Annotated in this window: 23 protein-coding genes; 17 read left to right on the forward strand and 6 right to left on the reverse strand. The window is 62.4% G+C overall.

Annotated features, from left to right (window positions below; all coding sequences use genetic code 11):
• Nucleotides 1–125 precede the first annotated feature (125 nt).
• Nucleotides 126–3,110: an excinuclease ABC subunit UvrA gene (gene uvrA, locus Pla111_RS03010; RefSeq protein ID WP_231930611.1), complete on the forward strand. Its 2,985-nt coding sequence runs from the start codon at nt 126–128 to the stop codon at nt 3,108–3,110.
• Nucleotides 3,111–3,170: 60 nt separating this feature from the next.
• Here the strand turns inward: uvrA and Pla111_RS03015 are convergent, their stop codons facing one another.
• The gene (locus tag Pla111_RS03015; protein WP_146571207.1) at nt 3,171–3,431 is read right to left on the reverse strand and encodes a YidH family protein; all 261 of its coding nucleotides are present in this window, start codon (nt 3,429–3,431) and stop codon (nt 3,171–3,173) included.
• Between the two features lie 117 nt (nt 3,432–3,548).
• Here Pla111_RS03015 and Pla111_RS03020 point away from each other — a divergent pair, with 117 nt between their 5' ends.
• Nucleotides 3,549–4,478 (forward strand): hypothetical protein, encoded by a 930-nt coding sequence (locus tag Pla111_RS03020; RefSeq protein WP_146571209.1) that lies wholly within the window; start codon nt 3,549–3,551, stop codon nt 4,476–4,478.
• 28 nt (nt 4,479–4,506) lie between these two features.
• Here Pla111_RS03020 and larE read toward each other — a convergent pair whose 3' ends face one another.
• The 3 genes from larE to Pla111_RS03035 form a co-directional block, all read right to left on the reverse strand.
• Nucleotides 4,507–5,358: an ATP-dependent sacrificial sulfur transferase LarE gene (gene larE / locus Pla111_RS03025; RefSeq protein WP_146571210.1), complete on the reverse strand. Its 852-nt coding sequence runs from the start codon at nt 5,356–5,358 to the stop codon at nt 4,507–4,509.
• 86 nt (nt 5,359–5,444) lie between these two features.
• A complete protein-coding gene (locus tag Pla111_RS03030) occupies nt 5,445–6,254 on the reverse strand; it encodes a UvrB/UvrC motif-containing protein (protein WP_146571212.1) in 810 nt (269 codons plus the stop codon).
• Nucleotides 6,255–6,445: 191 nt separating this feature from the next.
• Complete coding sequence (locus tag Pla111_RS03035; protein WP_146571214.1) at nt 6,446–7,636, reverse strand: DUF4912 domain-containing protein; 1,191 nt, start codon at nt 7,634–7,636, stop codon at nt 6,446–6,448.
• Between the two features lie 437 nt (nt 7,637–8,073).
• On the opposite strand from Pla111_RS03035, the gene Pla111_RS03040 reads away from it, so the two are divergent.
• From Pla111_RS03040 to pyrF, 11 genes are all read left to right on the forward strand, one after another.
• Nucleotides 8,074–8,319: an AtpZ/AtpI family protein gene (locus tag Pla111_RS03040; RefSeq protein ID WP_146571216.1), complete on the forward strand. Its 246-nt coding sequence runs from the start codon at nt 8,074–8,076 to the stop codon at nt 8,317–8,319.
• 192 nt (nt 8,320–8,511) lie between these two features.
• Nucleotides 8,512–8,937 (forward strand): hypothetical protein, encoded by a 426-nt coding sequence (locus tag Pla111_RS03045; protein ID WP_146571218.1) that lies wholly within the window; start codon nt 8,512–8,514, stop codon nt 8,935–8,937.
• 2 nt (nt 8,938–8,939) lie between these two features.
• Nucleotides 8,940–9,887, forward strand: coding sequence for a F0F1 ATP synthase subunit A (atpB, locus tag Pla111_RS03050; RefSeq protein WP_146571220.1), 948 nt, complete (start codon nt 8,940–8,942; stop codon nt 9,885–9,887).
• Between the two features lie 148 nt (nt 9,888–10,035).
• Nucleotides 10,036–10,248, forward strand: a complete 213-nt coding sequence (locus Pla111_RS03055; protein WP_146571580.1) for an ATP synthase F0 subunit C — start codon at nt 10,036–10,038, stop codon at nt 10,246–10,248.
• A gap of 86 nt (nt 10,249–10,334) precedes the next feature.
• On the forward strand, nt 10,335–11,066 hold the full coding sequence (locus Pla111_RS03060; RefSeq protein WP_146571222.1) for an ATP synthase F0 subunit B: 732 nt from the start codon (nt 10,335–10,337) through the stop codon (nt 11,064–11,066).
• Between the two features lie 103 nt (nt 11,067–11,169).
• Nucleotides 11,170–11,787, forward strand: a complete 618-nt coding sequence (atpH, locus tag Pla111_RS03065) for an ATP synthase F1 subunit delta (protein ID WP_197524702.1) — start codon at nt 11,170–11,172, stop codon at nt 11,785–11,787.
• 96 nt (nt 11,788–11,883) lie between these two features.
• The gene (gene atpA / locus Pla111_RS03070; protein WP_146571226.1) at nt 11,884–13,437 is read left to right on the forward strand and encodes a F0F1 ATP synthase subunit alpha; all 1,554 of its coding nucleotides are present in this window, start codon (nt 11,884–11,886) and stop codon (nt 13,435–13,437) included.
• 77 nt (nt 13,438–13,514) lie between these two features.
• Nucleotides 13,515–14,393: an ATP synthase F1 subunit gamma gene (gene atpG / locus Pla111_RS03075; protein ID WP_146571228.1), complete on the forward strand. Its 879-nt coding sequence runs from the start codon at nt 13,515–13,517 to the stop codon at nt 14,391–14,393.
• Between the two features lie 233 nt (nt 14,394–14,626).
• Nucleotides 14,627–16,069, forward strand: coding sequence for a F0F1 ATP synthase subunit beta (gene atpD, locus Pla111_RS03080; protein WP_146571230.1), 1,443 nt, complete (start codon nt 14,627–14,629; stop codon nt 16,067–16,069).
• An 80-nt stretch (nt 16,070–16,149) separates the two neighbouring features.
• A complete protein-coding gene (gene atpC, locus Pla111_RS03085) occupies nt 16,150–16,557 on the forward strand; it encodes an ATP synthase F1 subunit epsilon (RefSeq protein ID WP_146571232.1) in 408 nt (135 codons plus the stop codon).
• 74 nt (nt 16,558–16,631) lie between these two features.
• Nucleotides 16,632–17,528 carry an orotidine-5'-phosphate decarboxylase gene (gene pyrF, locus Pla111_RS03090; protein WP_146571234.1) on the forward strand — a complete coding sequence of 299 codons (897 nt, stop codon included), beginning with the start codon at nt 16,632–16,634 and terminating at the stop codon, nt 17,526–17,528.
• 103 nt (nt 17,529–17,631) lie between these two features.
• Here pyrF and Pla111_RS03095 read toward each other — a convergent pair whose 3' ends face one another.
• Entirely contained in the window at nt 17,632–18,030 is a 399-nt protein-coding gene (locus Pla111_RS03095) for a DUF309 domain-containing protein (RefSeq protein WP_146571236.1), read from the reverse strand.
• Between the two features lie 59 nt (nt 18,031–18,089).
• Between Pla111_RS03095 and Pla111_RS03100 the strand changes: the two genes are divergently transcribed.
• The 4 genes from Pla111_RS03100 (at nt 18,090) to Pla111_RS03115 (ending at nt 23,345) form a co-directional block, all read left to right on the forward strand.
• The gene (locus Pla111_RS03100) at nt 18,090–18,341 is read left to right on the forward strand and encodes a hypothetical protein (RefSeq protein WP_146571238.1); all 252 of its coding nucleotides are present in this window, start codon (nt 18,090–18,092) and stop codon (nt 18,339–18,341) included.
• A 107-nt stretch (nt 18,342–18,448) separates the two neighbouring features.
• Nucleotides 18,449–20,584: a hypothetical protein gene (locus Pla111_RS03105; protein ID WP_146571240.1), complete on the forward strand. Its 2,136-nt coding sequence runs from the start codon at nt 18,449–18,451 to the stop codon at nt 20,582–20,584.
• A gap of 63 nt (nt 20,585–20,647) precedes the next feature.
• The gene (locus Pla111_RS03110) at nt 20,648–21,619 is read left to right on the forward strand and encodes an ABC transporter ATP-binding protein (protein ID WP_231930688.1); all 972 of its coding nucleotides are present in this window, start codon (nt 20,648–20,650) and stop codon (nt 21,617–21,619) included.
• 58 nt (nt 21,620–21,677) lie between these two features.
• Nucleotides 21,678–23,345 (forward strand): hypothetical protein, encoded by a 1,668-nt coding sequence (locus Pla111_RS03115; protein ID WP_146571244.1) that lies wholly within the window; start codon nt 21,678–21,680, stop codon nt 23,343–23,345.
• A 48-nt stretch (nt 23,346–23,393) separates the two neighbouring features.
• Here the strand turns inward: Pla111_RS03115 and Pla111_RS03120 are convergent, their stop codons facing one another.
• Nucleotides 23,394–23,900, reverse strand: a complete 507-nt coding sequence (locus Pla111_RS03120; protein WP_146571246.1) for a hypothetical protein — start codon at nt 23,898–23,900, stop codon at nt 23,394–23,396.
• Between the last annotated feature and the right edge of the window lie 67 nt (nt 23,901–23,967).

A 23,967-nucleotide genomic window follows, 5' to 3' on the forward strand; every position in this document is an offset into this window, starting at 1 on the left:
CATACCACGCCAGGGCTTGCCCCTCACGAGGGGCTCGCCGGGGTTAGGGCGTTGAGCAGCCGTTGGTTGCGGGGTAGGCTCGACGGTTTGTACCCGCCCCGCTGGGGTCGCCAGGGAAGCCTGCCGTGTCTACCGCTGCGAGCTCGTCGATCGGTCCAGACGCGATCCGCATCCGTGGAGCACGCGTACACAACCTGCGCAACGTTGATATCGATCTGCCACGCAACCGGCTGGTGGTCATCACGGGCGTGAGCGGCAGCGGCAAGAGCTCGCTCGCTTTCGATACGCTGCTGGCCGAAGGCCAACGCCAGTACATCGACTCCTTGAGCGTGTACGCTCGGCAGTTTTTTACCGGTCGCGATCGGCCCGATGTGGATCGCATTGAGGGATTGCAACCCGCCGTTGCGATCGACCAATCGCAGGGAACGCACAGCCCGCGTAGCACTGTCGGCACGGTGACCGAAGTACACGACTACCTGCGTTTGCTCTATGCCCGCGCGGGCGAGCTGACCTGCCCCGACTGCAATGAACCAATCGCCCAACAGGCCCCCGAAGAGATCGAGCGCGCGATTACTACGTTGCCCGCTGAGTCGCGTGTCATGCTGCTGGCACCGCTTGTCCGGGGTCGCAAGGGAAAGCATGCCGAAGTGCTCGACGAGGCCCGCAAAGCCGGCTTTGTCCGCGTCCGGGTCGATGGCGTGACTTATCCGATTGAAGACGTTCCCGAACTGACCGCTCAGAAGCTCCACGACATCGAGGCGGTGGTGGACCGCATTGTCGTGCGTGAAGGGATTGAGTCGCGACTAGCCGAGTCGGTGCGGCTTGCCATCAAGCACGGACAGGGAGTCGTGCGTGTTGTGTACCAGACGCCCGAAGATCGGCAGCATGCGCAGGGAGCGGAAAGCACGGTGCCCGCAGCGTCCCCTGAGGGCTGGCGAGAACGTCTCTTCAACACGCGCTACGCTTGCCCCGGTTGTGGGGCCGGCATGGCTGAGGTTGAGCCCCGTACGTTCAGCTTCAACAGTCCGTACGGTGCTTGCCTGGCTTGTGAGGGCTTGGGCGAGGTGGAATCTTTTGACGCCGAGCTAGTGCTCCCCGATGCTGCGCGTTCGCTCGCTGGCGGGGCGATCGCACCGTGGCGAACCCTGAGCGCTATCGGCAAACAGAAGCGACTGAAGCAGCTCATGCCGTTGCTGGAAAAGATCGGGATCGATCCCGAGCAGCCCCTCGCCGAGGCCCCTGCCAATGCGGTGGCCAAACTCCTGAGGGGCACCGGAGGCAAGCTGAGTTGTGTGTTCGAGTTGCTCGAACAAGAACTCTCAGCAACCAAGCGAGAAGCAACGCGCGATCGGCTGGTCGCGTTCCGCGGGCCGACGCCCTGTTCCGCTTGTGGGGGCACGCGATTGGGACCGGTCGGCCGAGCAACGAGGTTTGCGGGCAAGCCGATTCATGAATTCAATGCCATGAGCATCGAAGATGCCATCGCATGGTTGGCGAGCGCGGAGCCCGATGCCATGCCTCAGTCAGACCGGGGATCGGAGGATCAAGACCAGGAGCGGAGGGCAATCGCCAGCCCCCTGGTTCGAGAGATTCTCCGGCGTCTGGATTTTTTATCACGGTCAGGGGTTGGCTATCTGACGCTCGACCGGGGGGCCAGCACGCTCTCGGGCGGAGAGTTGCAGCGCGTTCGGTTGGCAACGGGCGTGGGCAGCGGTTTGGTCGGCGTGATGTATCTGCTCGATGAGCCCTCGATCGGCCTGCATCCGCGTGATAACCACCGTCTGATTCAGTCGCTGCGCGAGCTGCAGCAGCAGGGCAACACCGTGATCGTTGTCGAGCACGATGAGGAATTGATCCGCGCGGCCGATTGGATTGTCGATGTCGGCCCGGGGGCCGGAACACGTGGCGGGCAGATTGTCTCGCAGGGGAGCTTGTCAGCGGTTTCTGCCGACGCGGCTTCGGTAACCGGACGTTATCTGAGCGGCACCGAGCGTATCCCGACGCCAGCCAGCCGGCGCATCGCCATATCGGCCAAATCCGCCCAGGGCAAAGCAATAGCCGAGGCCCCAGCGCCGGTGCTTTCTCTGAGCGGTGCCACTCGCAACAACCTACAAGGAGACCCGCTCTGCGTGCCGCTCGGCAAGTTTGTCTGTGTCACGGGGGTAAGCGGCAGCGGAAAAACCTCATTGGTAATGGGCACACTCGCGCGGGCGCTCGCGCGCGAGTTGAACGGAGCCACCGCCAAACCAGGCCCGTACGAGTCGCTGACCGGGCTCGAAGCCATCGAGCGCTTCGTCATGGTGGATCAATCGCCTATCGGCCGATCGCCGCGGAGCAACGCGGCGACCTACACGGGCGTTTTCGAAGAAATTCGGAAGCTGTTCGCCCGTAACAAGCTATCCCGACAACGCGGGTATAAGGCGAGTCGGTTCAGCTTTAACGTGAAGGGGGGGCGGTGCGAAGAGTGCCAGGGCCAAGGCCAGCAGCGCATCGAGATGAATTTCTTGCCCGACCTGTATGTGGTTTGTTCTGCTTGCCGTGGAGCAAGATTCAACCGACCGACGCTCACGATTAAGCATCGAGGGCATTCGATCGCAGAGGTGCTGGGGATGCCGATCGACGACGCCTGCGAATTGTTCGCGGATGTGCCGATGATCCATGGCACGCTCGAGGCCCTTTCAGCAGTGGGGCTGGGCTACCTGTCGCTCGGACAGCCGGCCAACACGCTCTCGGGGGGCGAAGCACAGCGGATCAAGCTCGCGGGGGAACTCGCTGCCAACGGCCGCGAGGGGGCGCTACGCCAAGGACACTCGCTCTATTTGCTGGATGAGCCGACCACGGGGCTCCACGTGGCCGATATCCATCGGCTGCTTGGTGTGCTGGATCGCTTGGTCGAAGCGGGCAACACGGTCGTCGTGATCGAGCATCAGCTCGACGTGATGCGCGTCGCCGACTGGATTATCGACCTCGGCCCCGACGGCGGCGATCCGGCCCCCGGGCGTGTGGGCGGTGGACGCATCGTGGCCGCGGGAACGCCCGAGCAGATTGCCGAGGCAGGCGTGGGCCACACCGCCAAGTGGCTCGCTGAGGCGCTGCAGCGCGTTGGCTGAGCCGTTCAGCTGCTGTGGCCGGAGAGTCTTGAGGAAGGTGACGGGGCTGACCACGCTGGCCTAAAGGCTGCGCTTAACCTGTCGAAAGCGGCGTCCGCCAAAGAGCAGCACCACCACGGCTCCGATCAACAGCCCGGCTGCCAGTGTGCGGTCGGTTGGCGTCGAGCCCGGCAGTTTGATCAGCGTGACGCCCGAGGCTGCCAGCATGATGCCCGTGCGAACGTATGCCAGCAAGGTTCGCTCGTTGGCCAGCGACGTGCGCCGCAGCGCCAAGTCGTCGCGGCGCGATGCCGAGGGCTCGTTGGTCGGCGTTGGCCCCATTTTCTGGCTCGCGTGGTATCGTGGGAGGATCGTCAGCTATCGAGATCAGTGTTCAACACCTTAGTGTAAATCACTAGAGCGCTCTGCTGGCCCGCCAAGACGCAACGAGTAAACGTGATGACGAACCCGTACGCCCAGCTGGCTGAAGACGCGGCCCGCGATGCTTCGAAGGTAACGGCATCCAGCGAGGTGCCTGCGCAGAGTGATCCGCCACCATCTCGTAAGGCAGGTTGGGGCTGTGTGGTCTATGGGTGTCTGGGCGTTTTGCTGGTGGGCTTGTTAGGGACCGTGATCGCGGCGGGGACGCTGTTTTACGTCGCGCGAGGGCAGCTTCAGGAGTACACGGCCGAAGAGCCGATGCCCTTGCCCGTTGAGAAAACGGATCCGGCCGAGGTGGTGCGGATCCAAAAGCGGATCGAGATCTTTAGCGGGGCGGTCGAAAAAAGCACCAAGCTGCCCGCTGACATACCGCCTCCAGACGCGGAAGTTGATCCCGCCCCGGCTCCCAAAGAAGTACCCCGGGACCCGGATTCAGCCGTCGATCAGCCTAAACAGTTGGAGCGTGAGCTCTCGCTCAGCGCGCAGGAGCTCAACACGTTGATCGCCAGCAATCCCACGCTGCGCGGTCGGTTGTATGTGTCGATTGCCGAGGGGCAGATCGAGGGGCAGGTCAGCATCCCTACCGATGGTATCCCGATGGCGGGCGGGCGGTTCCTTAACGCCGTCGCCAAGCTCACCGTGCGACTTGAGAACGGTGTGCTCAAAGTGCACCTTGTCGATGCCGCGGTCAAAGGCAAACGCCTGCCCCAATTTGTGCTCGACGCCCTTGCGGAGAAGAACCTCGCCGAGGACCTGCAAGAAGACCCCCAAACAGCTCGGCTGATCAGCACGCTGGAAAGTGTTGAGGTCCGGGGCGACCGAATCGTGTTCCGCATGCGTGAGAGCGCCTTGCCCCGCACTGAGCCAACCGCCGACGCACCCGCCGGCAAACAGGTTTCTCGAACGGAGTCGGAAAACGGAGTGCCCGCCGGTAGCGAGGCACAATGAACCGGTTTACGGCTATCTAAAACGCGCTCTAGCGTGCGGCGCTACGCGTCAGCGTTTCGAGCGGCACCAGCGTGTTGAGATTACCCGAGCGAAAGCCGGAGAGGTCAAGCGTTACGGCCTTGAATCCTAGCCGCGTAAGCTCGGCCACAAGTGGCTCGCGGACCGCGGGCTCTGCGAGCCGAGCGATCCACTCGAGCGGCACCTCAATCCGTCCGAGATCATCGGCGTGATGTCTGACTCGTACCTCGCGGAGGCCGAGCTGCCGCAGGTAGCGCTCCGCGGCATCGACGCGAGCCAACCGCTCGGGGGTGACTTGCACGCCATAGGCGAGGCGGCTGGCAAGGCAGGGGGCCGCGGGTTTTTCAGCCACGGGAAGTTCCCAGTACGCTGCGAGTCGTCGCACGTCCGCTTTGTCGATACCGCATTCCACGAGCGGGCTGCGTACGCGGCGTTCGTCGGCAGCCCGCAGACCGGGGCGATAATCCCCCAGGTCGTCGGTGTTTGAGCCGTTGGCGATTTCACGCAGGCCGCGCTGCTGGGCGACCCGTTCAAGATGCGTGTAGAGCTCCGTCTTGCAGTGATAGCAGCGGTCGGTCGCGTTGGCGATGTAGCCCGCATCCGAGATCTCATCGGTAGCAACCGCGAGGTGCTCGACCCCGAGGAGTGCGGCGAGCTCTTGCGCAGCGGCGAGCTCTCCTTCGGCCAGCGCGGGGCCCACGCCGGTGACCGCAAGCGCTTGATCGCCCAAGGCGAGGTGTGCCGCTTTGAGCACCACGGCGCTATCAACCCCGGCCGAGAACGCTACCGCGCACGATCCGTAAGTCCGGATCGTCTCGACGAGCCGAGCAGCGAGGATCTCAGCGGCGGGGGCGGCAGACATCAGGGGGGCCAGAAAGAGAGAGACTTTTTATTTTTAGAGCACGCCTGCCGTTAGCGAACCTAGCGAACGCTTTGCCAAGTCGCCTCTCAGCTTGGGGGCGGCTGCGGCTCGTCGAACGCACGCAAGGCATCGCGTAAACGGGCGGCCTCTTCGTAGTCTTCCTGCTCGATCGCGATGGTAAGCGCTGAGCGAAGCTTTGCCGCCGGATCGGTCGGCCGATCCGCTCCCGAGGGACGATAACCCGGCTGATGCCCGAGGTCGTCCGCAACCTCTTCACGCCAGCGTAGCAAAAAACGGAGTTCGTTGACCTGGTCGGCGTCAGCCTCGCGACCGTACTGAGCAAGGAACTCTCGAATGCGCTCGATGCCAGCGTCGATAACGCGAACGGCAGCTTCGTGTTGCTTGAGGTCCAGCAGGGGAGTCGCGACGGCTCGCGCGTGCATCATGATCACGTAGGGACGCCACTGCTCGACCTGTAGCTTGTCGCGATCGTGCCGGGCGTGCTCCCGCACGAACAGGATCAGCCGCAGGTTGCGATCCGTATCACGCGCACATAATTCGTAACGCTTGAGTTTCCAGAAGCTGACATACCGGTGGTAGTATTGAACGGCTTCGCGAACCAGCTCGGCACAGTCCTCGGTCTCGAGTTGGTAGGGAGCCTCGTCCGAGTGCTCGGATTCATGTTCCAGGAGCCGCGCTTCGTGAAGCTCTAGCCAAGACTCGTAGCCCTCCACTAGCAGACCGTCCGGTCGGCCGTCGCGGTGCATCTGCAGCAATCCCAGGTCAACACGCAGTTGGATACGTTCCTCTCCGTTCGGACCCGTAATGACGCGGGCGTTGGCCGCGTCCGGATCGAAGGGCCACTCCTGCAGGATCGGGGCGATATCGCGATTCACGGCTCTCAGCGCAGCGGGGATCGGGGGGCTCGGTGGAAGTCCCCGAGCTTACACGAAGGGGCCTACGTTCATCAGACCGATCCCCGCGGCAATCCTTCTGCAGAAGGCCACCGGAGGGGATGCGGTTCCTCCCCCCCCCATCCATTAAAGGTCGCCGTCGACAAGCCACTCGATCGGGTCTTTAAGGCCGTTTAGAGCACGCCGTTCTCACGGCGTGGAGGAGAGAGCGTTTTGGTGTTCTTTTCGATACCGAGGATGACCGTTTTTTGATTCACCCCATCCGCCGAACTCGCGACGACCGGGATGACTTGGCGACGGTCCGGCATAGCAACCCGCACGGCAAATTGTCCCTCGGGGCTGACCTCAACCGGTTCGCCCTGGACGGTCAGATGCGTGTGGGGCGCGACGTGGCCGTGGACGACCATCTCGGCGGTGAGCTCTAGCAGCGTGTTGTCGGCGGTGATCGGACCGGAGGGGCCTAAGCGCGTCTCGGTCGGTCGGCCCAGCCGGCGCCTCAACCGCCCTTCGAGCGCCTCTTGCAGTTCGGGGCTGACTCCGTCGGCTGAGTAGCCGCCGCTCATGGCGTAGATCCGATCGGCGTTACGGGCCACATCGGTCCAGTTGTCGTCCATCGACTGGGCCGCAAGTGAACGTGCCGCTTCGTGTGTCGGGGTCGTCGCTTCGTTGCTCTTAGCAATGCCGTAGAAGTTGCCACCGGGAGTCGCGTAACCGATTTCAGCCCGATACCTGCCCGGCGGGTCCTGGACATTGATGTACCAATGGTTCACCCCGCCATGGATCGTAACTTGTTGATATCCGGCCGATGCCCCGCTGGGGTGGAGCCGATGCAGCCGGATGACCGGCTCGGCCGAGTGCCAAAACTGACCGAGGGCGGTTTGTGCGCGGCGGACGGTTGCCGGCTGGATCTCCCACGAGAGGTGAATCCAGTAAGCGTCCCGCACCAGCAGCAGCAGGCGATCTGCCTCGGGACTGCTGCCGGTCGTGGGCGAAGTAATCGTGCTGATATCGTGCAGCCGATGACGGTTGCGGTGCAACTCTGCCAACCGCTTTTTGATGCGTTGGGAAGCGGCAGAAGGGGGGGGTGCTAGCTTGGCAGCGGACGCTTTCGAGTCGGATTGTCCGGCACTCCGCATGTTTGCTGCGCTCGCGCCCCGCGTTGTTTGGCCTGCCCTAGGGGAATTAGTCGCCGAGGTCTTGCGACCGTTGCTCACCAAGCTGCCACGCTTGCTGCTCACCAGCGCCGAGATCAGCTCTTCTTTACGCATCGCATGCCATCCGAGCACGCCGGCGGACTGCGCAAGTTTTGCGAGTTGCTTGCGCGTTCGAGCACGCAATTCGTTCGATTCGGAAGGAACTGACATGCGTTGGCGGGAGAGGCTAGACCGAGTCGCGACCAGCTTGGGAAGCCAAACGCAGACGAAGGCGCGGGAAGGAAGATAGAAAGGTCAGGTTAAAACACTTATATTGCCTATTCTAACAAGACCTCTTCGCAGCTCCAAGAAAACCTCGGGGAGGCGCCTAGCTGTGGGGGGTGAAGTCTTTTAAGTCGTTTAATATAATGACTTTATGGTAAATGGAGACCCAGCCCTCAGCCTCGTGAGGAACCCCCGTTCCCGCAGAGGCCTCCGCTTGCTGGCGAGGGATACCATGCCCCCTTGCCGACCCCCCTTCAAGACTTTGTGAAAAAAAGCACGAATTCCCATCTTGGGGCGTTGACGGGAGTTAGATCGACGACCACCATACTTCGCACGGCAGCAATTCGGGTGGCACCCGCCGCTACGGCTCGCTTGGAGGACTCGTGGCAGGCTCCCGCCGATCGACAATCGCCCGTGCCCATCGGCTAGCGTCGCGGTGCGTTTCGATCGCCATCGGGATGCTTGTGCCCGGTTTTTTGGGCTACTGGCTGGATGGGCGGCTGGGGTCAGGTCCCGTGTTGCTGCTGTTAGGGTTCGCGTTTGGCTTTACGTATGGGCTCTGGCAGCTCATCAACCTTGCCAAGCAACGCGAGCCGTCGCAACCAAACAACGAACAGGACGCGGAGTAATCGGCAGCGGCAAGCGGGTTTTCAGCTTCATTGTGATCGCCCTCCGGCGGTGGCGGAATGTGAGCAAACGGGCCTGCTGACCCTCAAGACGGGACGCATAATCCCCCCCCTCGCTTCCGCCTTCGCCCGCAACCTTCCCGACCGCAACCCTCCCACCCTCGACCTTTCCTCCCCCCTTCAGATTCGATTGTGATGGCGAGCCTGCTCGATCGCCGCTATGCCTTACCGCTAATCCCACTGGTGGGGATCGGCGCTGTCGTGATCGTGGTCGCAGCTTGGCTCGGCGGAGTCGAGGCTACCCGTATGGCAGTCGCAGGTGTGCTGATCGCTGTCGGGCTGCATGGCGCGGCCGAGGCCTTGGCCGCGGCACTTGCCTGGCTAACCGGGGGACTCGGTTCGCTCGAACGAATGCTGTTTACGATGTTGGTGCGGGCCACCGGCGCAATGATGGTAGTGCTGATCGCGATTGCCGGTCTGGGATTGGAACCCAAGCTGGTAGCGCTGATCGCGTTGCCGATTTACTTAAGCTTGATCGCAGGTGAAGCGATCGGAGCGATGCAACTGCATCCGTCGCAAAGGCTTGCCCTTCAAGTCGTCAGCAGGGAAGAGGCAGCATAAGCATGGCAGCTGGCAAGAATCCGCTCGATCCGCACGTGCTGTTCGAGCACGTCCAAGACGCCCCCTACTTTCACCTGCCGCGGAGCTTCGCCGCCGAAGGGGCCGACGGGCACGTCTACCTGCCCCAACCCTTAGCCAAGCCGGTAGCAGGAAGTGACCATGGTCACGGCCCGGCTTACGAGCCGGTTGCTCAGCTCAAGACGGGCGTGGCGGTACTGGATAAGTCGCTGCTTCCGCTCGACTTGGTCCTGTCGAAATTCATGGTCATCGAGACCCTGGTGCTCATCATCAGCGTGGTGCTCTTTGGCTGGCTCGCGAGCCAGATTCGCCGCGGTGGTGCGGCCCGGGGCAAGCTCGCCAACCTGCTCGAAACCTTCTGCGTGTTTATCCGCGACGAGGTGGCCCGCCCCGCAATTGGCGGCAAGGACGCCGATGATTATCTGCCGTTCCTGTGGACGCTGTTCTTCTTCGTGCTGGGTTGCAATCTGTTCGGCATGATCCCTTGGATGGGTTCGCCGACCGGTTCGCTTGCCGTCACCGCTGTGCTCGCCCTGATGACGTTCGTCACGGTCGTTGGCGTCGGCATCGTCAAATACGGCTTCGCGGGCTTCTTGAAAGTTCAAGTGCCTCATATGGATCTACCCGCCCCGGTGGCGGTGCTGCTGGTGCCGATGATCTTCGTGATCGAGTTGCTGGGCCTCCTCATCAAGCACTTGGTGCTTGCCGTACGTTTGCTCGCCAACATGATGGCCGGCCATATTGTGCTGGCGGTGTTGCTCGGCTTTATCGCGTACGCTGCCGGATCGGTGGCTTGGTGGGGCGTGGCCCCGGCGAGTGTTCTGGGCGCGACGGCTTTGAGCCTGCTCGAGCTGTTCGTTGCTTTCCTACAAGCTTACATCTTTGTGTTCTTGTCCGCGCTGTTCATCGGGGCTGTGGTGCATCCGCACTGATTTCCCGCTGGCCGGCCGGTCGCTCCCCCTCAACGTGTTCTTTCGAAACGACGGAGATCCACCCGTGGCTAACCTGTTCCGCATCGCCAGCGCTTGCCTGGCCCTGCTGCTGATCAATTCGACCGCTTCGGCTCAGGAAGCCGCTGGCATGTCGCTCGACGCTGTTGGCAAGGGCATCGGTGCCGGCCTCGTGATCCTCGGTGCCGGTCTCGGCATCGGCAAGATCGGCGGCATGGCCGTTGAAGCCATGAGCCGTCAGCCCGAGGCCGCCGGTGGCATCCAGACCGGCATGATTATCGCCGCGGCCCTGATCGAGGGTGCGACCTTCTTCGCGCTGATCCTCATCGGCTTCTTGATGTAAGCCCGGAGATTCTGGCTGAGCGTTGCCCCGTTGTTGACGGTGGTCGTCGCTCGGTTTCTCGTGCCTGTTTGCGTTCCTTCGTACGCATGAATCGCATCATGATCGATCGCTGTTTCCTAACGCTGGTGTTTGCTCTGGCCTTAAGCTTGGGCAGCATTGGCAACGCTGTTCGGGCTGAAGAGTCCGAAACCGTTAAGCCGGCTGCCGCCGATTCCGCAGAAGCTGACGCGGAAGCTGCCGGGGCCGACGATACGCACGACGCAGCAGCGCACGATCACGCTGATGCCGATGCCCATGCAGCCAAAGGCGGCCCCGATCCGCTGGCCACCGATCCCGACCTCGCGATCTGGACGTTCGTCGTCTTCCTCGCGATGCTCGCGATCCTAAGCCAAGTGGCCTGGAAGCCGATCATGGACGGTCTGCAGGCGCGTGAGGACGGGATCGCCGGCAACTTGGCTGCCGCCGACCAGAAGCACGAAGAAGCAAAGGCTTTGCTTGTCGAGCATCAAGCCAAACTGGCTGGGGCTGCCGATGAAGTCCGAGCCCTGTTGGAAGAGGCCCGTCGTGACGCCGACGCCACCATCGCTCAGGCCAAAGCTGACGCCAAGGCGGTTGCCGAGTCGGAGCGGTTGCGAGCCGTGCGTGAGATCGAGCAGGCCCGTGACGTGGCGGTTCGGCAACTAGCCGAACGCAGTGCGGGACTGGCCATCGACTTGGCCGCCAAAGTGGTGCGTCAGGACATCAGCGCCGAACGTCAGGCGGAACTCGTCCGTGACGCGCTGGGCCGATTCTCCGAGGCCGGGCCCAGCTCAAACTAGCTCCGCCGGATCGCTTCGATAAGCGTCGATCGATCCGGTCCACGAAGATGCTGCCGATCGTTTTGCTTTCGTTACCTTTGCTCTAGCCACGGACGCTTTCGCCTTGTCTGACTTCGCCGCCGACAACCCGGTGTTCGACGTCACCGCCGAGCAGATCGCCCGCACGTACGCCGAGGCGTTTCTCGGTGCCGTCGCGCAAAATGCTACGGCCGTTGCGGATTTAGAGGCGATCGATCGTGAGGTGCTGGCGGTACATCCGCAGTTTCTGCACGCGATCTCCTCGGCATTCGTTGATAAGGCAGAGCGTTTGGCGATGATCGATCGGGTTTTCGGCGGACGGGTCACCCCGTCGGTTGTCAACCTGATGAAAACCCTCACGGCCCACGACCGCTTACCGATCGTGCGGCTGGTGGTTCGGCAAGTCCGCCTGCTGTTTGACGAGGCTAGCGGCCGTAAAGCCGTGCGTATCCGCGTCGCTTCGCCGATCAACGATGCCCTGGTTACCGAGATCGCCTCGGCCATTCGGGCTAAGCTCAGCTTCGAGCCGGTGATCTCGGTCGAGGTGGTACCCGAGCTGGTGGGGGGCCTCGAGATTCGTGTTGACGACACGGTCTTCGATGGCACCGTGCAAACCGCTTTTGCCAAAGCGCACCGGGCGATCGTTGCGCAGACGGTTGAAGCAATCGAGACCCAACCCTTGCGGTTTACCACCGCAGGGTAGCGCTAAGCGTGGTTCGCCGAATCGATTGGCAAGAGACGGTCCTCGCCAATCCCGTCGAACCCGTAGATCCTGTCAAAAAACAATAAAGAGCTTGTGATGAAGTTCAACAGCGACGAGATCGCCTCGGTCATCCAGCAAGAAATTGCTAACTACGACGCAAAGATCGATGTCCGCGAGGTCGGTCGGGTGCTGGAAGTGGGCGACGGTATCGCTCGTGTCTATGGCCTGAGCGGCGTCATGGCTGGCGAGATGGTTCAGTTCGCCACAGGCGTGACTGGCCTGGCGTTCAACCTGGAAGAGAACTCGGTCGGCGTCATTATTCTTGGCGACTACCTGAAGATCTCCGAGGGCGAAGAAGTTCGCAGCACCGGTGAACTGCTCAGTGTGCCGGTTGGTGACGAACTGCTTGGCCGGGTGGTCGATCCGCTCGGCAACCCGCTGGACGGCAAGGGTCCGATCAACACGACCAAGCGTCGTCCGGTTGAGGTGATCGCCACCGGCGTGTCCGAGCGGCAGCCGGTCGGCGAGCCGATGCAGACCGGCATCAAGGCGATCGACGCGATGACCCCGATCGGTCGCGGCCAGCGTCAGCTGATCATCGGCGACCGCAAGACCGGCAAGACAGCGATCGCGATTGACGCGATCATCAACCAGAAGACTTCGGGCGTGAAGTGCTTCTATGTTGCAGTGGGTCAGAAGGAATCGACCATCGCCGGTGTGATCGAGAAGCTCCGCGATAGCGGCGCGATGGATTACACCACGGTGATTGTGGCCGGAGCCAGCGATCCGGCACCGCTCCAGTACATCGGTCCCTACTCCGGAACGGCGATGGCCGAGGAGTACATGTTCAACGGCGGCCACGCCCTGGTGGTCTATGACGACCTCAGCAAGCAGGCGGTCGCTTATCGCGAGTTGTCGCTGCTGATGCGTCGCCCACCGGGACGCGAAGCGTTCCCCGGTGACGTGTTCTATTGCCACAGCCGGCTGCTGGAACGTTCCGCGAAGTTGTCCGACGCGCTCGGCGGCGGATCGATTACCTCGCTCCCGATTATCGAGACCCTCGAAGGCGAAGTCTCGGCTTACATCCCGACCAACGTGATTTCGATTACGGACGGTCAGATTTACTTGCAGCCGGACCTGTTCTTCGCGGGCGTGAAGCCGGCGATGAATGCCGGTATCTCGGTGAGCCGCGTGGGCGGTGCCGCCCAGATCAAGGCGATGAAGAAGGTCTCGGGCGGACTTCGGCTCGACCTTGCCGCGTTCCGCGAGCTGGAAGCCTTTGCCCAGCTGGGCACCGAGCTCGATCCGGACACGCAGGCTAAGCTGGACCGCGGTTACCGCATGGTCGAGCTGCTCAAGCAGGGGCAGTACGCCCCGCTTGCGACCGAAGACGAGGTGCTGCTGATCCTGGCGGGCACCCAAGGTCACCTGGACGACGTGTCCGTGACCGACATCGGCGCTTTTGGTGACCAGTTCGTCACTTTCCTGCACGATCAGAAGCCCGAGATTCGCAACGAGATCCGCGAGTCGGGTGCCATCAGCGACGATCTGTCGGCAACGATCACCGCTGCCATTGCCGAATTCAAAACCCAGTTCGTTGCACCGTCTGCCTTGGATAAGGCGGAGGGCGTGGCACTCGCTGGCGCATGACGCCGAGACCCATGAGTTAATCATCCGCCCGTCTGTTTTGATCTTCGCGTCCTGCGCCGCCAACCCGCTTCCCCGTCATGGCCAACCCACGCCTCCTCGATAAGCGCCGCAAGTCGGTCAAGAACATCCGCAAGATCACGCGGACGATGGAATTGATCGCCACCGCGCGGTTCAAGAAGGCGATGGATCGTGCGTCGGCCGCAACGGCCTACACGAACCGCATCACGCAGCTGGTTGCCGACCTGATGCAAACGGGGCTCGAAGTTAGCCACCCGCTGCTCGCCAAGCGAGACAATGAGCAAAACGCCACGCTCCTGGTCTTAACAGCCAATCGAGGCCTGTGCGGTGGTTTCAACGGCAACGTGATCAGGGCCGGGGCTCGTCAGTGGGACGCGCTCGAGGCCAGCGTGCCCAACTGCCGACTCGAGGTGAGCGGCAAACGCGGTATTTCGGGCATGAGCTACCGTGGTATTGCCGTCGCTGAGGGCTTCACGCAATTCGAGGACAAGCCCCGCTTCGACGAGGTAGAAGCGATCGCCACGCGCTACCTGAACGAGTTTGCCGCGGGCAAACTCGATCGGCTGGATGTCGTGTACACTCGGTTTTTGAATGCCGCACGCCAGCAAGTGGTCGTCGAAACACTTCTGCCGTTGGGCTCTTTGGGCGACGTTGAGAAGGCTGACTCCGCGTCGGCTAACACTCCCTACGAGTTCTTGCCCTCTCCCGAGAGCATTCTCGAAGAAGTCGTACCGACCAGCTTCAAGGTGAAGCTCTTCAAGTGCTTCCTCGATACGGCGGTGAGCGAGCAGATCGCCCGCCGCGTGGCGATGAAGGGAGCGACCGAAAATGCGGACGACCTCATCAAGTCGCTCAGCATGCAATACAACCGCGCCCGCCAGGGTCGCATCACCAACGAGCTGATGGACCTCATCGGCGGTGTTAACGCACTCAGTTAAGCAACTTACACCGGCTACTCAATACGTACTGTGACTTCGAGAAGGGAGCAAAGGGGAAAAGAGAGAGCAAGCGATGAGGTGCCTCTTAACGCGGCGTTTCAGCGCCCCTAAGCCAGCGGCTTATCTCTTGCCATCCTCGGTGCCGGCGCGATCGCCTCGTCCGGCCCCGCGGCCTGCCTCCCCGCAGCGTCCCAACCACTCCCTTCATCAAGCAACGCAACCAACCCCGCAGCATGTCAACTACCACCACACAAACTAACGGTCGCATCACGCAGGTCATCGGCTCGACGTTCGACGTCGTCTTCCCCGAGAACGCGCTGCCGCCGATCTACAACGCCGTCCGTATCGACGCCACGAACAAGGGGGTTGAAATTCACCTGGTGGGTGAAGTTCAGCAGCAGCTCGGCGGCGGTCGTGTGCGTTGCGTCGCGCTGGGCTCGACCGACGGTTTGGTGCGTGGTGCAGAGGTCATCGACACCGGCGGCCCCGTCTCGGTGCCGGTTGGACAGGCCACGCTCGGTCGCGTGTTCAACGTGCTCGGTGAGCCGATCGACGGCCGCGGCCCGGTTCATACGGAGGAACGCTGGCCCATCCACCGCGACGCGCCTGCCCTGAAAGACCTCGCCACCGATACCCAGATTTTCGAGACCGGCATCAAGGTGATTGACCTGCTCACGCCGTTTGTGCGTGGCGGTAAGGCCGGCTTGTTCGGCGGTGCGGGTCTTGGAAAGACGGTTATTCTCACCGAATTGATCGCGCGAATCGCGACTCAGCACGGCGGCTACTCGGTCTTCGCAGGAGTTGGCGAGCGTACGCGTGAGGGGACTGACCTGTGGCTTGAGATGCAGGAAGCCAAGATCGGCGACACCGGCAAGAGCGTGATCGATCAAACCTGCATGGTGTTCGGCCAGATGAACGAGCCGCCGGGCTCGCGTCTGCGGGTTGCGCTGTCAGCGCTGACCATGGCGGAGTACTTCCGCGATACGACGGGTGCCGACACGCTGCTGTTTGTGGATAACATTTTCCGCTTCTCGCAAGCCGGTTCCGAGGTGTCGGCGCTGCTCGGGCGTATGCCTTCGGCGGTGGGTTACCAGCCCACGCTTGCCAGCGAAATGGGCGCGCTGCAAGAGCGGATCACTTCGACTCAGAACGGGGCGATTACGTCGGTTCAGGCCGTGTACGTCCCCGCCGACGACCCGACCGACCCGGCCCCCGCCACCGCGTTCGGCCAGCTCGACGCGTTCCTGTACCTTGAGCGCTCGATCTCCGAGAAGGGCATCTACCCGGCGGTTGACCCGTTGGCGTCTTCCTCGCGGATCCTTGATCCGCAGTACGTGGGCAAAGAGCACTACGAGTGTGCCCGCCGCGTGCAGACAACGCTGCAGCGGTACCGCGAGCTGCAAGACATTATCGCCATTCTCGGCGTCGATGAGCTTTCAGAAGACGATCGACAAGTCGTTAACCGCGCCCGCCGGATGGAGCGTTTCCTCTCGCAGCCGTTCTACGTTGCCGAGGTGTTCACCGGCAAACCGGGCGAGTTCACCTCGATTGCCGACACCATCCGCAGCTTCAACGAGATCTACGAGGGCAAGTGGGATCACCTGCCTGAGAGCGCGTTCATGTACGTCGGTCCGATCGAGCAGGCCGAAGAGCAGTGGAAGAAGAAGCAAAAGTAGTGAAGCCCAAGCAGCTCTCACCGGGGGCCGTCTTGGGTGACGGTTCTCACGATCGGCCGTAGCCGCAGAGAACATTAACCATGGCCGAAGCTATCGGAACCTTGAGCGTCAGCGTTGTTACTCCCGAGGAGACCGTCGTTCAGACGACAGTCGATTCGCTGGTCGTGCCCCTTTTTGATGGCGAGATCGGCATCCTTCGTGGTCACGCACCGATGATCGGTCGGCTGGGTTTTGGCGAGATGCGCTTAACGGCTCAGGGCGTCACAACGCGCTACTACGTCGATGGCGGATTTGTCCAAGTCGCCGATAACGTTGTGAGTGTGCTCACGGGCCGAGCCGCACCGCTCGATAAGCTCGATGCCGAGGCGGCTCGCACGCAGCTCGAAGGCAGCCTCAAGCAGTTGGCCACAGGAGACGACGCGATCGCGCTACGCGATCGGTTGGTTTCCCAGGCGCGGGCTCAGCTCAGCCTCGTGCGTAAGCTTTAATCGCTCATGGCGCGGGGGGGGCGGCCAAGACGCAAGGTCGCGGTGTCTCTTTCGTGCCGACACGGAGCCTCTCTATGCCGTCGTTTGCCGATCGGCTTACCTCCGCTGTTCGTGAGAAGCGTAGCCCGCTGATGGTGGGCCTTGATCCGCGGCTGGATCAGTTGCCGGTTTCGCTTCGCCCGCCGTTAGAGGCTTCCGCAGCAGAGCGTGCCGACGCCTTCTGCGAGTTCTGCCGGGGCGTCATCGATGCCGTGGCCGACTTCACGCCGATCGTTAAGCCGCAGGTGGCGTTCTTTGAAGAGCTCGGCCCCGCGGGGATGGTCGCCCTGGGAGCCGTGATCGAGGAGGCGCACCGCGCCGGTCTGCTGGTGTGTGTCGATGGCAAGCGAAACGATATCGGCACCACGGCACAAGCTTACGCCAATGGTTGGCTCGGGGAACAGAGCCCGTGGCGAGGCGATGCGTTGACGGTCAGTCCCTACCTGGGCGACGACAGCCTTGAACCCTTCACGAAGCTTGCCGCCGAACGCGATGCGGGCGTTTTTGTGCTGGTGAAGACCTCTAATCCGGGAGGGGCCCTGTGGCAGGATTTGGAGGCTGAGGGCAAAACGCTCTATCGGCGTGTCGGTGAATACGTTGAGACGATCGCAGCGTCTACCGTCGGCGCGAGCGGCTATGGCGTTGCGGGTGCCGTTGTCGGAGCGACTTATCCTCAGCAACTGGCCGAGCTGCGCGCGGCCATGCCGCATACCTGGTTCTTGATACCCGGTTTTGGTGCCCAAGGGGGAGCCGCAGCGGACGTCGCCGCGGGGTTCGACGCCCAGGGACTTGGAGCCGTGGTCAACAGCTCTCGTGGCGTCATCTTCGCGTATGAGAAGAACCCGCAGCCCGACTGGCGCGACGCGGTTCGCGAGGCTGCCCGTAGCGCGTGCGAACAGCTCCGCGCTGCGACCTCCGCGGGACAGCTCTGACGCGCCTGCCGACGCTGAACTCGGCAGGTTGCGCACAGGGGTTACATGCACCAGACTGCCTCTGACCGCTCGGTTGGTAGGCTCCCAGCCAGCAATCGGCTTTTCAATCCCCGAGCACCAGGTGCTTGGCGTCGGGCAATCGTCCGTGTTCTTCAGCGAAGCGGGCCAAGCTTCGCAGGTGAGCGACCAGCAGCCCGTACCGCCGAGGTGAGGAGATCGGGGCGAGCAGCTCGATCGCACGCCTGGCATGCCTGCGGACACCGATTGGGTTGCCGGCCTGCTCTTTGACCCCCGCCGCGGCCAGCTTGATAAGGGCTTTCAAGAAGTCAGCGCTGGGCCCGCGCCGTCCCGCGGCGATCCAGAGCTCCTCCCACGCCTCGTGGGCATTCCAATAGGCTTTCTCGTTGAAAAGGGTGACCGCCTGTTGGTGAAGAGGGCAGCTCAGCCAGCTCCTTTCCGACAGGGGGTCAGGCAGATTTTCGGATTCAGAAAGCGGCATCATCGGGTAGAGTCGTGGCCTGAGGTTGTTGCTGTGGCCGCCGGATTCGTCACAATCAAAGTATGCAATTTTTACCACGCTTCTCGCTGCGCACCGGATTGATTGCGCTGACCGTCGGGGCACTCCTGGCGGTGTCGTTGCGGGCCGCAGCGATCGGCGAGCCGTGGGCGATCGGCGCGGGCATCGGTGTGCTGAGTCTTCCGGTGCTGCTCTGCTTTCACGCGTTGCTCTACGCCCTGGCGAGAATGCTCGCACGTTCACCGGTGCGACGCACGCAAGAAACCGAGCAAAGCAGCGCGGAGTCGCCCGCGTGAGAACCATCCCGACATCAGCTCCGCACCAGGCAGCGACCGCTCTCGGAAAGCTATCTCGCGTTTCGCTATCGTGTGAACGATCTCAGCGGTTATCGTCTAACGCCGTGATGCTGTTGGCTCTGCTTACGGTGATCTCGATCGCTGCCAGCGCAGCGGCCTTTAACGGCTTCACGATGCGGATGCCCAGCGTAGGCTTTGCATCGCCCAAGAGCGGGCTCGCGCTCGAGCTGGACGCCAACTGGTTCAATTCCGGTGGCTATCGCCCGATCCAGGTGCGCTTCACCGCAACCGTCGCAAAGTCGTTCGACCGCGAAGTCGCTCTCAAGCTCTATTGGTCTTCGCGTAATGGCGTGAAGGACGCGGTCAACCTGACCGTCTCGAAGGGCTTCACGATTCCCGCCGGCCAGACAACCGCCGAGGGAGTTATCCGAATGCCTGGCTATAACGAGTCGGGATTCTTGTGGTGCGATGTCGTCGTTGATGGCAAAGCCGATGCGTCGCTGTCGATTGATCGGAAAGCTGCGCAGTTCTTTGCTTCACCCGCAGGAGAGGAGATCGGCCTGAAGCAACTCAAGCTGCGTGACGCGGGCAGCGGTACCGTGTCGTGGCTTGGCCGGCGCTCGATGCCACGGCAGTATCAGGATCTCGACCAGCTAATGGTTGAGGATGCGGTGTCGGAGCCTTGTGATCAATGGCTCGATTATTCGTCCGCAGACATCGTCCGCACGCAGCTGTCGATGCTGCGTATCATGGCCGAACGTGATCCCGCAGCGATTGCTGCACTGCGTCGGTTTGCGCTGGCGGGCGGCTTTGTCTGGATCGAGAACGTTGAGGATGAAGCCGAGGCGCTGAATGAGATCACGCGACTGCTAGCGATCGGCGGCTGGTCGTTCGATCTCGACACCCCCTTCGACGCCACGTTGACGCCGGTATCCGAAGCAGAGGGCTGGAATCGCGAATCATTAATGAGCCGGCCCGTCAGCCCGCCTGGTTCCGAGGGGCAAACGCTGGGGCAGGATATCCGCGGGCTGCTTTCTGCGGCGCTCGAATCGAGCAGTGGCGGTCTTACCAGCCGGGGCTGGTACGCCGTTCATGGGGCCGGATTGGGCCGTGTGATGGCCTTTCCTGCCGAAGGATTCGACATTCCCCGTCGCATCAGTCCTGGAGTCGCCGCGAACGCTTCAAAGCGGTGGGTTAACCGCGGCTGGGAGCGGCGTCACGGCGTGCGCCCCGAAGTTGGCAGCCCCGACTTTGCGAACCTGTTGATCCCCGGCGTGGGATTCGCCCCCGTGGGTGAGTTCCAGGTGCTCATAACGCTCTTCGTGTTGGCGATCGGCCCGCTGAACTACTGGCTGCTGTGGCGTAAGCAGCGGCTCGACCTGCTCGTGATCACCACCCCGCTTGGTGCGCTGTTGGTAACGGCATGCCTGTTTGTGTACGCCACATTTTCCGATGGCTTTGGGGTGCGTGTCAGGGCTCGAGGCCTGACCGTCATCAATCAACCCGCCGGAGAGGCGGTTACCTGGGCACGCCTTTGTCACTACGCGGGGCTTGGCGTACGAGGCGAATTCTCCATGCCGCCCGATACCATGCTTTATCCGATCAAGCCTGGCTGGGAGGTGGCGGTTGGTCCGCAACAGAGCGAATCGCGTGGGTTGGCGTGGGAACCGGATCGGCAGCATCTGGTCAGCGGCTGGTTGCCGGCCCGAACCTCGGCCCAGCATCTATTGGTGCGAGCGGGTCCCTTCGCCAAGGAGTTGTTGGTGACGACCACGGCTGATCAGCAGGTTGAAGTGCGTAACCGCCTCGGTGCCGATCTGCAGCTACTCATGGTCTACGACGAGGGCGGTCAGTGGTGGCGTGGCGAGTCGATCAATGTTGACGGAGTCGCCCGGCTGGAAGCGATCGACAAGGTCGAAGCCGTCGCTCAGATACGCCAGATCACGCTTGATAACGAACCGCAAATCCCGCTTGGTGCGGGCCGGCAGATTGAAGATTCGCTCGAACGTATCGGGGCATCACGCAGCGCAAGGCGGCTGCAACGGGAGGTTGCCGATGTATCTCCTGGCGGAAACCTGATGAACCAAGCCATCGACCGACTCGTCGGCCTCGAAGGGGGAGCCCCATTGAATCTGCCGCCCCGTAGCTACGTGGCGCTCAGCACAAAAACGGTGGGGGTTCCGCTGGGATTCGAGAGCGTGACCGAGGCGGGGAGTTTTCATCTAACCGTTGGGAACTGGTGAACCATGAACCTGAGCCCTTCTTCCAACGGCGGCCCCGTTGCAAGTGATCCGGCCGCTTGGACCATGTCGAGCCGTCCGGCCGCGACCTCAGCACCGCCGATCGAGCTTCGCAACCTCAACCGCTGGTTTGGCACGACGCACGCGGTTGACGACGTCACGTTCACGGTCGGTGTCGGCGAAGTATTCGGCTACATCGGCCCGAACGGTGCCGGCAAGACCACTAGCATGCGGATCCTGGCAACCCTCGACGAGCCCTCCTCGGGCGACGCCTTCGTCGATGGTTTTTCGGTGGTCGAAGATCCTGACCGAGTGCGGTCACGGCTGGGCTTCATGCCCGATTACTACGGCACGTACCAGAATGTCAATGTCTGGGAGTATCTGGATTTCTTCGCGCGGGCGTACGGATTGCGGGGCACGGTACGCAAGCGCGCACTCGACTTTGTGATGGACTTTACGGGGCTTGACGACTTAGCACGCAAGCCGATCGACGGCTTGTCCAAAGGAATGAAGCAGCGATTGTGCCTAGGGCGCACCATGATCCACGACCCTTCGGTTATGGTTCTCGACGAGCCCGCTGCAGGCCTTGATCCGCGCGCCCGTATCGAGCTGCGTGAGATGATCACACGCCTCGCGGAACTCGGCAAAGCCGTTCTTATTAGCTCACATATCCTGACCGAGTTGGCCGAGGTCTGCGATCGGGTGGGCATCATCGAGCTGGGCCGGCTCGTTGCCGTTGGCACGGTGGAAGAGATCAGCAGCCGTGTCGAGCAACGGATCGCGGTGCAGGTGCGGCTGCTGGGCGAGGTGGGCCCGCTCGTTGCTTGGTTGCAGCAGCAGCCTGAAATCGAAGAGGTCTCAGCGGCCGAGGCCCATGTGCGTTTCGTGCAAAGCTCGGAGCGCGAGCGTAGCGCAGAGCATCTGGCAGACACGCTGGCGGGAATGATCGGCGCTGGTTTTCGTGTGACCGAGTTCTCCACCAAAAGCAAATCGCTCGAAGACGTTTTTCTGCACGTCACTCAGGGACGCGTGCAATAGCTGCCGTTGCTGCCTGGCAAGACCTGTGCTTGTGCCCGTCCCCTCAGACGAAATCCCCATGGCGATCGCCTCCGACCCCGCTGCGATGACCGAGCCGACGCCCGCGCGGGCGGAGGGGGGCTTTTGGACACGGCTCGACGCCCTGATCAGCTGGCTCGGTGAGGGGCTCAACCCGATCCTTGTCAAAGAGACACGCCAAGCGCTCAAGAGCCGGCAGTTCACGCTCTGGTTCGTTTTGTTGCTGGTTGCCTGCTGGATCACGACGGTCGGTGGCGTTGCGCTGGTGGGGCCCAGCATCTACTACGTGTCCGCAGGCGGCTATCTGCTGCGCGTTTACTACGCGGTGCTGCTGCTCCCCTTGACGGTCGTGATCCCGTTCAATGCGTTCCGATCGCTAACCGCCGAGCAAGAAGAGAACACCCGCGATCTGCTCGAGGTTTCGACCCTCACGCCCTGGCAAGTCGTGAACGGCAAGCTGGGCAGCGCGGTCCTGCAGATGCTGATGTACCTTTCAGCCTTAGCCCCGTGTATCGCGTTCACTTACCTGCTGCGGGGGGTCGATCTGCTGACGATCGGTCTGTTGCTGCTGTACGCGGTGCTGGCATCGATCGGGCTGTCGATGATCGGTCTGCTGCTGGCGGCGACCAACAAGCAGCGTCGTGGGCAGAACTTTCTGGCGGTGGTCTTCGCGGGAGGTCTCTTTTTTGCTTTTTCGACGATTTTCGCGATGTCGATGGCGGCAATGGAGTTGGACCCCGGCGAACGCTCGAGCCCGGCGTTCTTCTGGATCCATCTGGGCCTGCTCAGCCTCTACGCTACTACGTTTGGGATCGTCTACGTCGCAACAGCCGGGCTGTGCACGTTCTCTAGCGCGAACCGCTCGACCCCATTGCGGGTTGCTCTCGTGATTCAGCAAGCCGTGTTTATCGCTTGGTGCGCCGGCATGATCGCGACTTCCCCAGCGGTGGGGGACGGACTGCTCGCGATCGTGTTTACGGCATCCATCTATTGGTTTGTCGCGGGAGCGGTGCTGACCAGCGAACCTGCCGAACTCTCACAGCGTGTGCGCCGCCGCTTACCCCAGAGCCTCGTGGGCCGTGCCCTGTTTAGCTGGTTCTGCCCCGGCCCTGCTTCGGGATACATCTTTGCGATCACCAATCTGGGATTGGTGCTGTTGCTCTGGGCCGGGTCGATCATTTGGTGCCGAGTTACAGGCAGCATGCCACTTGCGTCAGCGCTTTTCATCGCGGCGGTATGCTGGGCTTATATAGTCACGTTCTTGGGTCTTGGTTTGCTCGCGATAACGGCGCTCCGTAAGGTCGCGACACTCACACTGTTGGGCGGATTCTTGGTTCAGGTGCTGCTCGTGCTGGCGGCCAGTGGCGTCCCGTTGCTGGTACAGGTCCTTAGCAATCGTGTCCGGCTGGGCGACGCTACCTTGTATGAGACTACCAGCCCGGTGCTCACTGTGATGCGTCTGACCGATGGTCAACTGGATGCGACGGAAGAGTACCTCGTCGCGGGGGTTGTCTTTTCTGCGGCCGCTAGCGTGCTGCTTGTGTGCCTCAGGCTGGCCGGGCGCGAAGCGGGGCTGCGTCGCGTCGCGAAGCCCCAACGCGTGATCGAAGATGACCTGTCAATGGCCCCCGCTGCGCAGCCTGTGCCAACGAATCCCTGGGGAGACTTGGCGGTTCGAACGGCTCGAACCGAAGAGCGCGAAGGATGACCGATGCCGCAGCGCGAAGATAATTCTGCTGACCAAGAGATCGATCGACTACTGAATCGACTCGGTCCAGCGATTGCGGCCCCTTTGGAGGACCACCTTCGGTGGCGACACCGAGATGACTTTCACCCCAGCGTGCTCCCCCCCGCTTTCGAGCGGAGCGATAACGCCATCGATCGACAGCACGGCCCTTTGTGATCCCAGATTGGCAAAGCCCAGCAGTTGCACACTGCCTGATTGCTGAGTCTGCCCCGGTCCCGCGGCGACTGCCGCCTGCTTCGGGGGATCGAACAGTGTCTCGCGTAGCGGAAAGGGCGGCTCGTAAGCCTCGGCAGGCGGCTGCGTCGCTACCAGTTCGGCAACAGCCAGATCGGGGCTCGAAGCGTTGGGACTCAGTTCCGCTGGTTCCGCTTCGGCAGGAGTCGCATCAGTGTTCGTGTCCGTTAGAACCGTAGCGGCTTCAACGGCTACGGGCCCGCGCGAACACCCAGCCAAGCTCGCCGCAAGCAGCGTCGGGCCGAGCACGGCGGTTAGCAGGCGAAAGGAATTCCGGGCCATCGGGGCTGGCGGGGGCGACGGGGACGACGTGCGGCAACGCGGATTGCTTTGCCGATCGTTCAATCCT

Origin of the sequence: Botrimarina hoheduenensis (assembly GCF_007859815.1) — a bacterium.
Classification (GTDB): domain Bacteria; phylum Planctomycetota; class Planctomycetia; order Pirellulales; family Lacipirellulaceae; genus Botrimarina; species Botrimarina hoheduenensis.

Coding starts and splice junctions, on each gene's coding strand:
- Pla111_RS03100 (WP_146571238.1), top strand. CDS start 18,090: ATGCAATTTTTACCACGCTTCTCGCTGCGCACCGGATTGATTGCGCTG.
- Pla111_RS03110 (WP_231930688.1), top strand. CDS start 20,648: ATGTCGAGCCGTCCGGCCGCGACCTCAGCACCGCCGATCGAGCTTCGC.
- Pla111_RS03035 (WP_146571214.1), bottom strand. CDS start 7,636: ATGTCAGTTCCTTCCGAATCGAACGAATTGCGTGCTCGAACGCGCAAG.
- atpG (WP_146571228.1), top strand. CDS start 13,515: ATGGCCAACCCACGCCTCCTCGATAAGCGCCGCAAGTCGGTCAAGAAC.
- larE (WP_146571210.1), bottom strand. CDS start 5,358: ATGTCTGCCGCCCCCGCCGCTGAGATCCTCGCTGCTCGGCTCGTCGAG.
- atpB (WP_146571220.1), top strand. CDS start 8,940: ATGGCAGCTGGCAAGAATCCGCTCGATCCGCACGTGCTGTTCGAGCAC.
- Pla111_RS03120 (WP_146571246.1), bottom strand. CDS start 23,900: ATGGCCCGGAATTCCTTTCGCCTGCTAACCGCCGTGCTCGGCCCGACG.
- Pla111_RS03020 (WP_146571209.1), top strand. CDS start 3,549: ATGACGAACCCGTACGCCCAGCTGGCTGAAGACGCGGCCCGCGATGCT.
- pyrF (WP_146571234.1), top strand. CDS start 16,632: ATGCCGTCGTTTGCCGATCGGCTTACCTCCGCTGTTCGTGAGAAGCGT.
- Pla111_RS03055 (WP_146571580.1), top strand. CDS start 10,036: ATGTCGCTCGACGCTGTTGGCAAGGGCATCGGTGCCGGCCTCGTGATC.
- Pla111_RS03105 (WP_146571240.1), top strand. CDS start 18,449: ATGCTGTTGGCTCTGCTTACGGTGATCTCGATCGCTGCCAGCGCAGCG.
- Pla111_RS03060 (WP_146571222.1), top strand. CDS start 10,335: ATGAATCGCATCATGATCGATCGCTGTTTCCTAACGCTGGTGTTTGCT.
- Pla111_RS03045 (WP_146571218.1), top strand. CDS start 8,512: ATGGCGAGCCTGCTCGATCGCCGCTATGCCTTACCGCTAATCCCACTG.
- Pla111_RS03095 (WP_146571236.1), bottom strand. CDS start 18,030: ATGATGCCGCTTTCTGAATCCGAAAATCTGCCTGACCCCCTGTCGGAA.
- Pla111_RS03115 (WP_146571244.1), top strand. CDS start 21,678: ATGGCGATCGCCTCCGACCCCGCTGCGATGACCGAGCCGACGCCCGCG.
- atpD (WP_146571230.1), top strand. CDS start 14,627: ATGTCAACTACCACCACACAAACTAACGGTCGCATCACGCAGGTCATC.
- atpA (WP_146571226.1), top strand. CDS start 11,884: ATGAAGTTCAACAGCGACGAGATCGCCTCGGTCATCCAGCAAGAAATT.
- atpC (WP_146571232.1), top strand. CDS start 16,150: ATGGCCGAAGCTATCGGAACCTTGAGCGTCAGCGTTGTTACTCCCGAG.
- Pla111_RS03015 (WP_146571207.1), bottom strand. CDS start 3,431: ATGGGGCCAACGCCGACCAACGAGCCCTCGGCATCGCGCCGCGACGAC.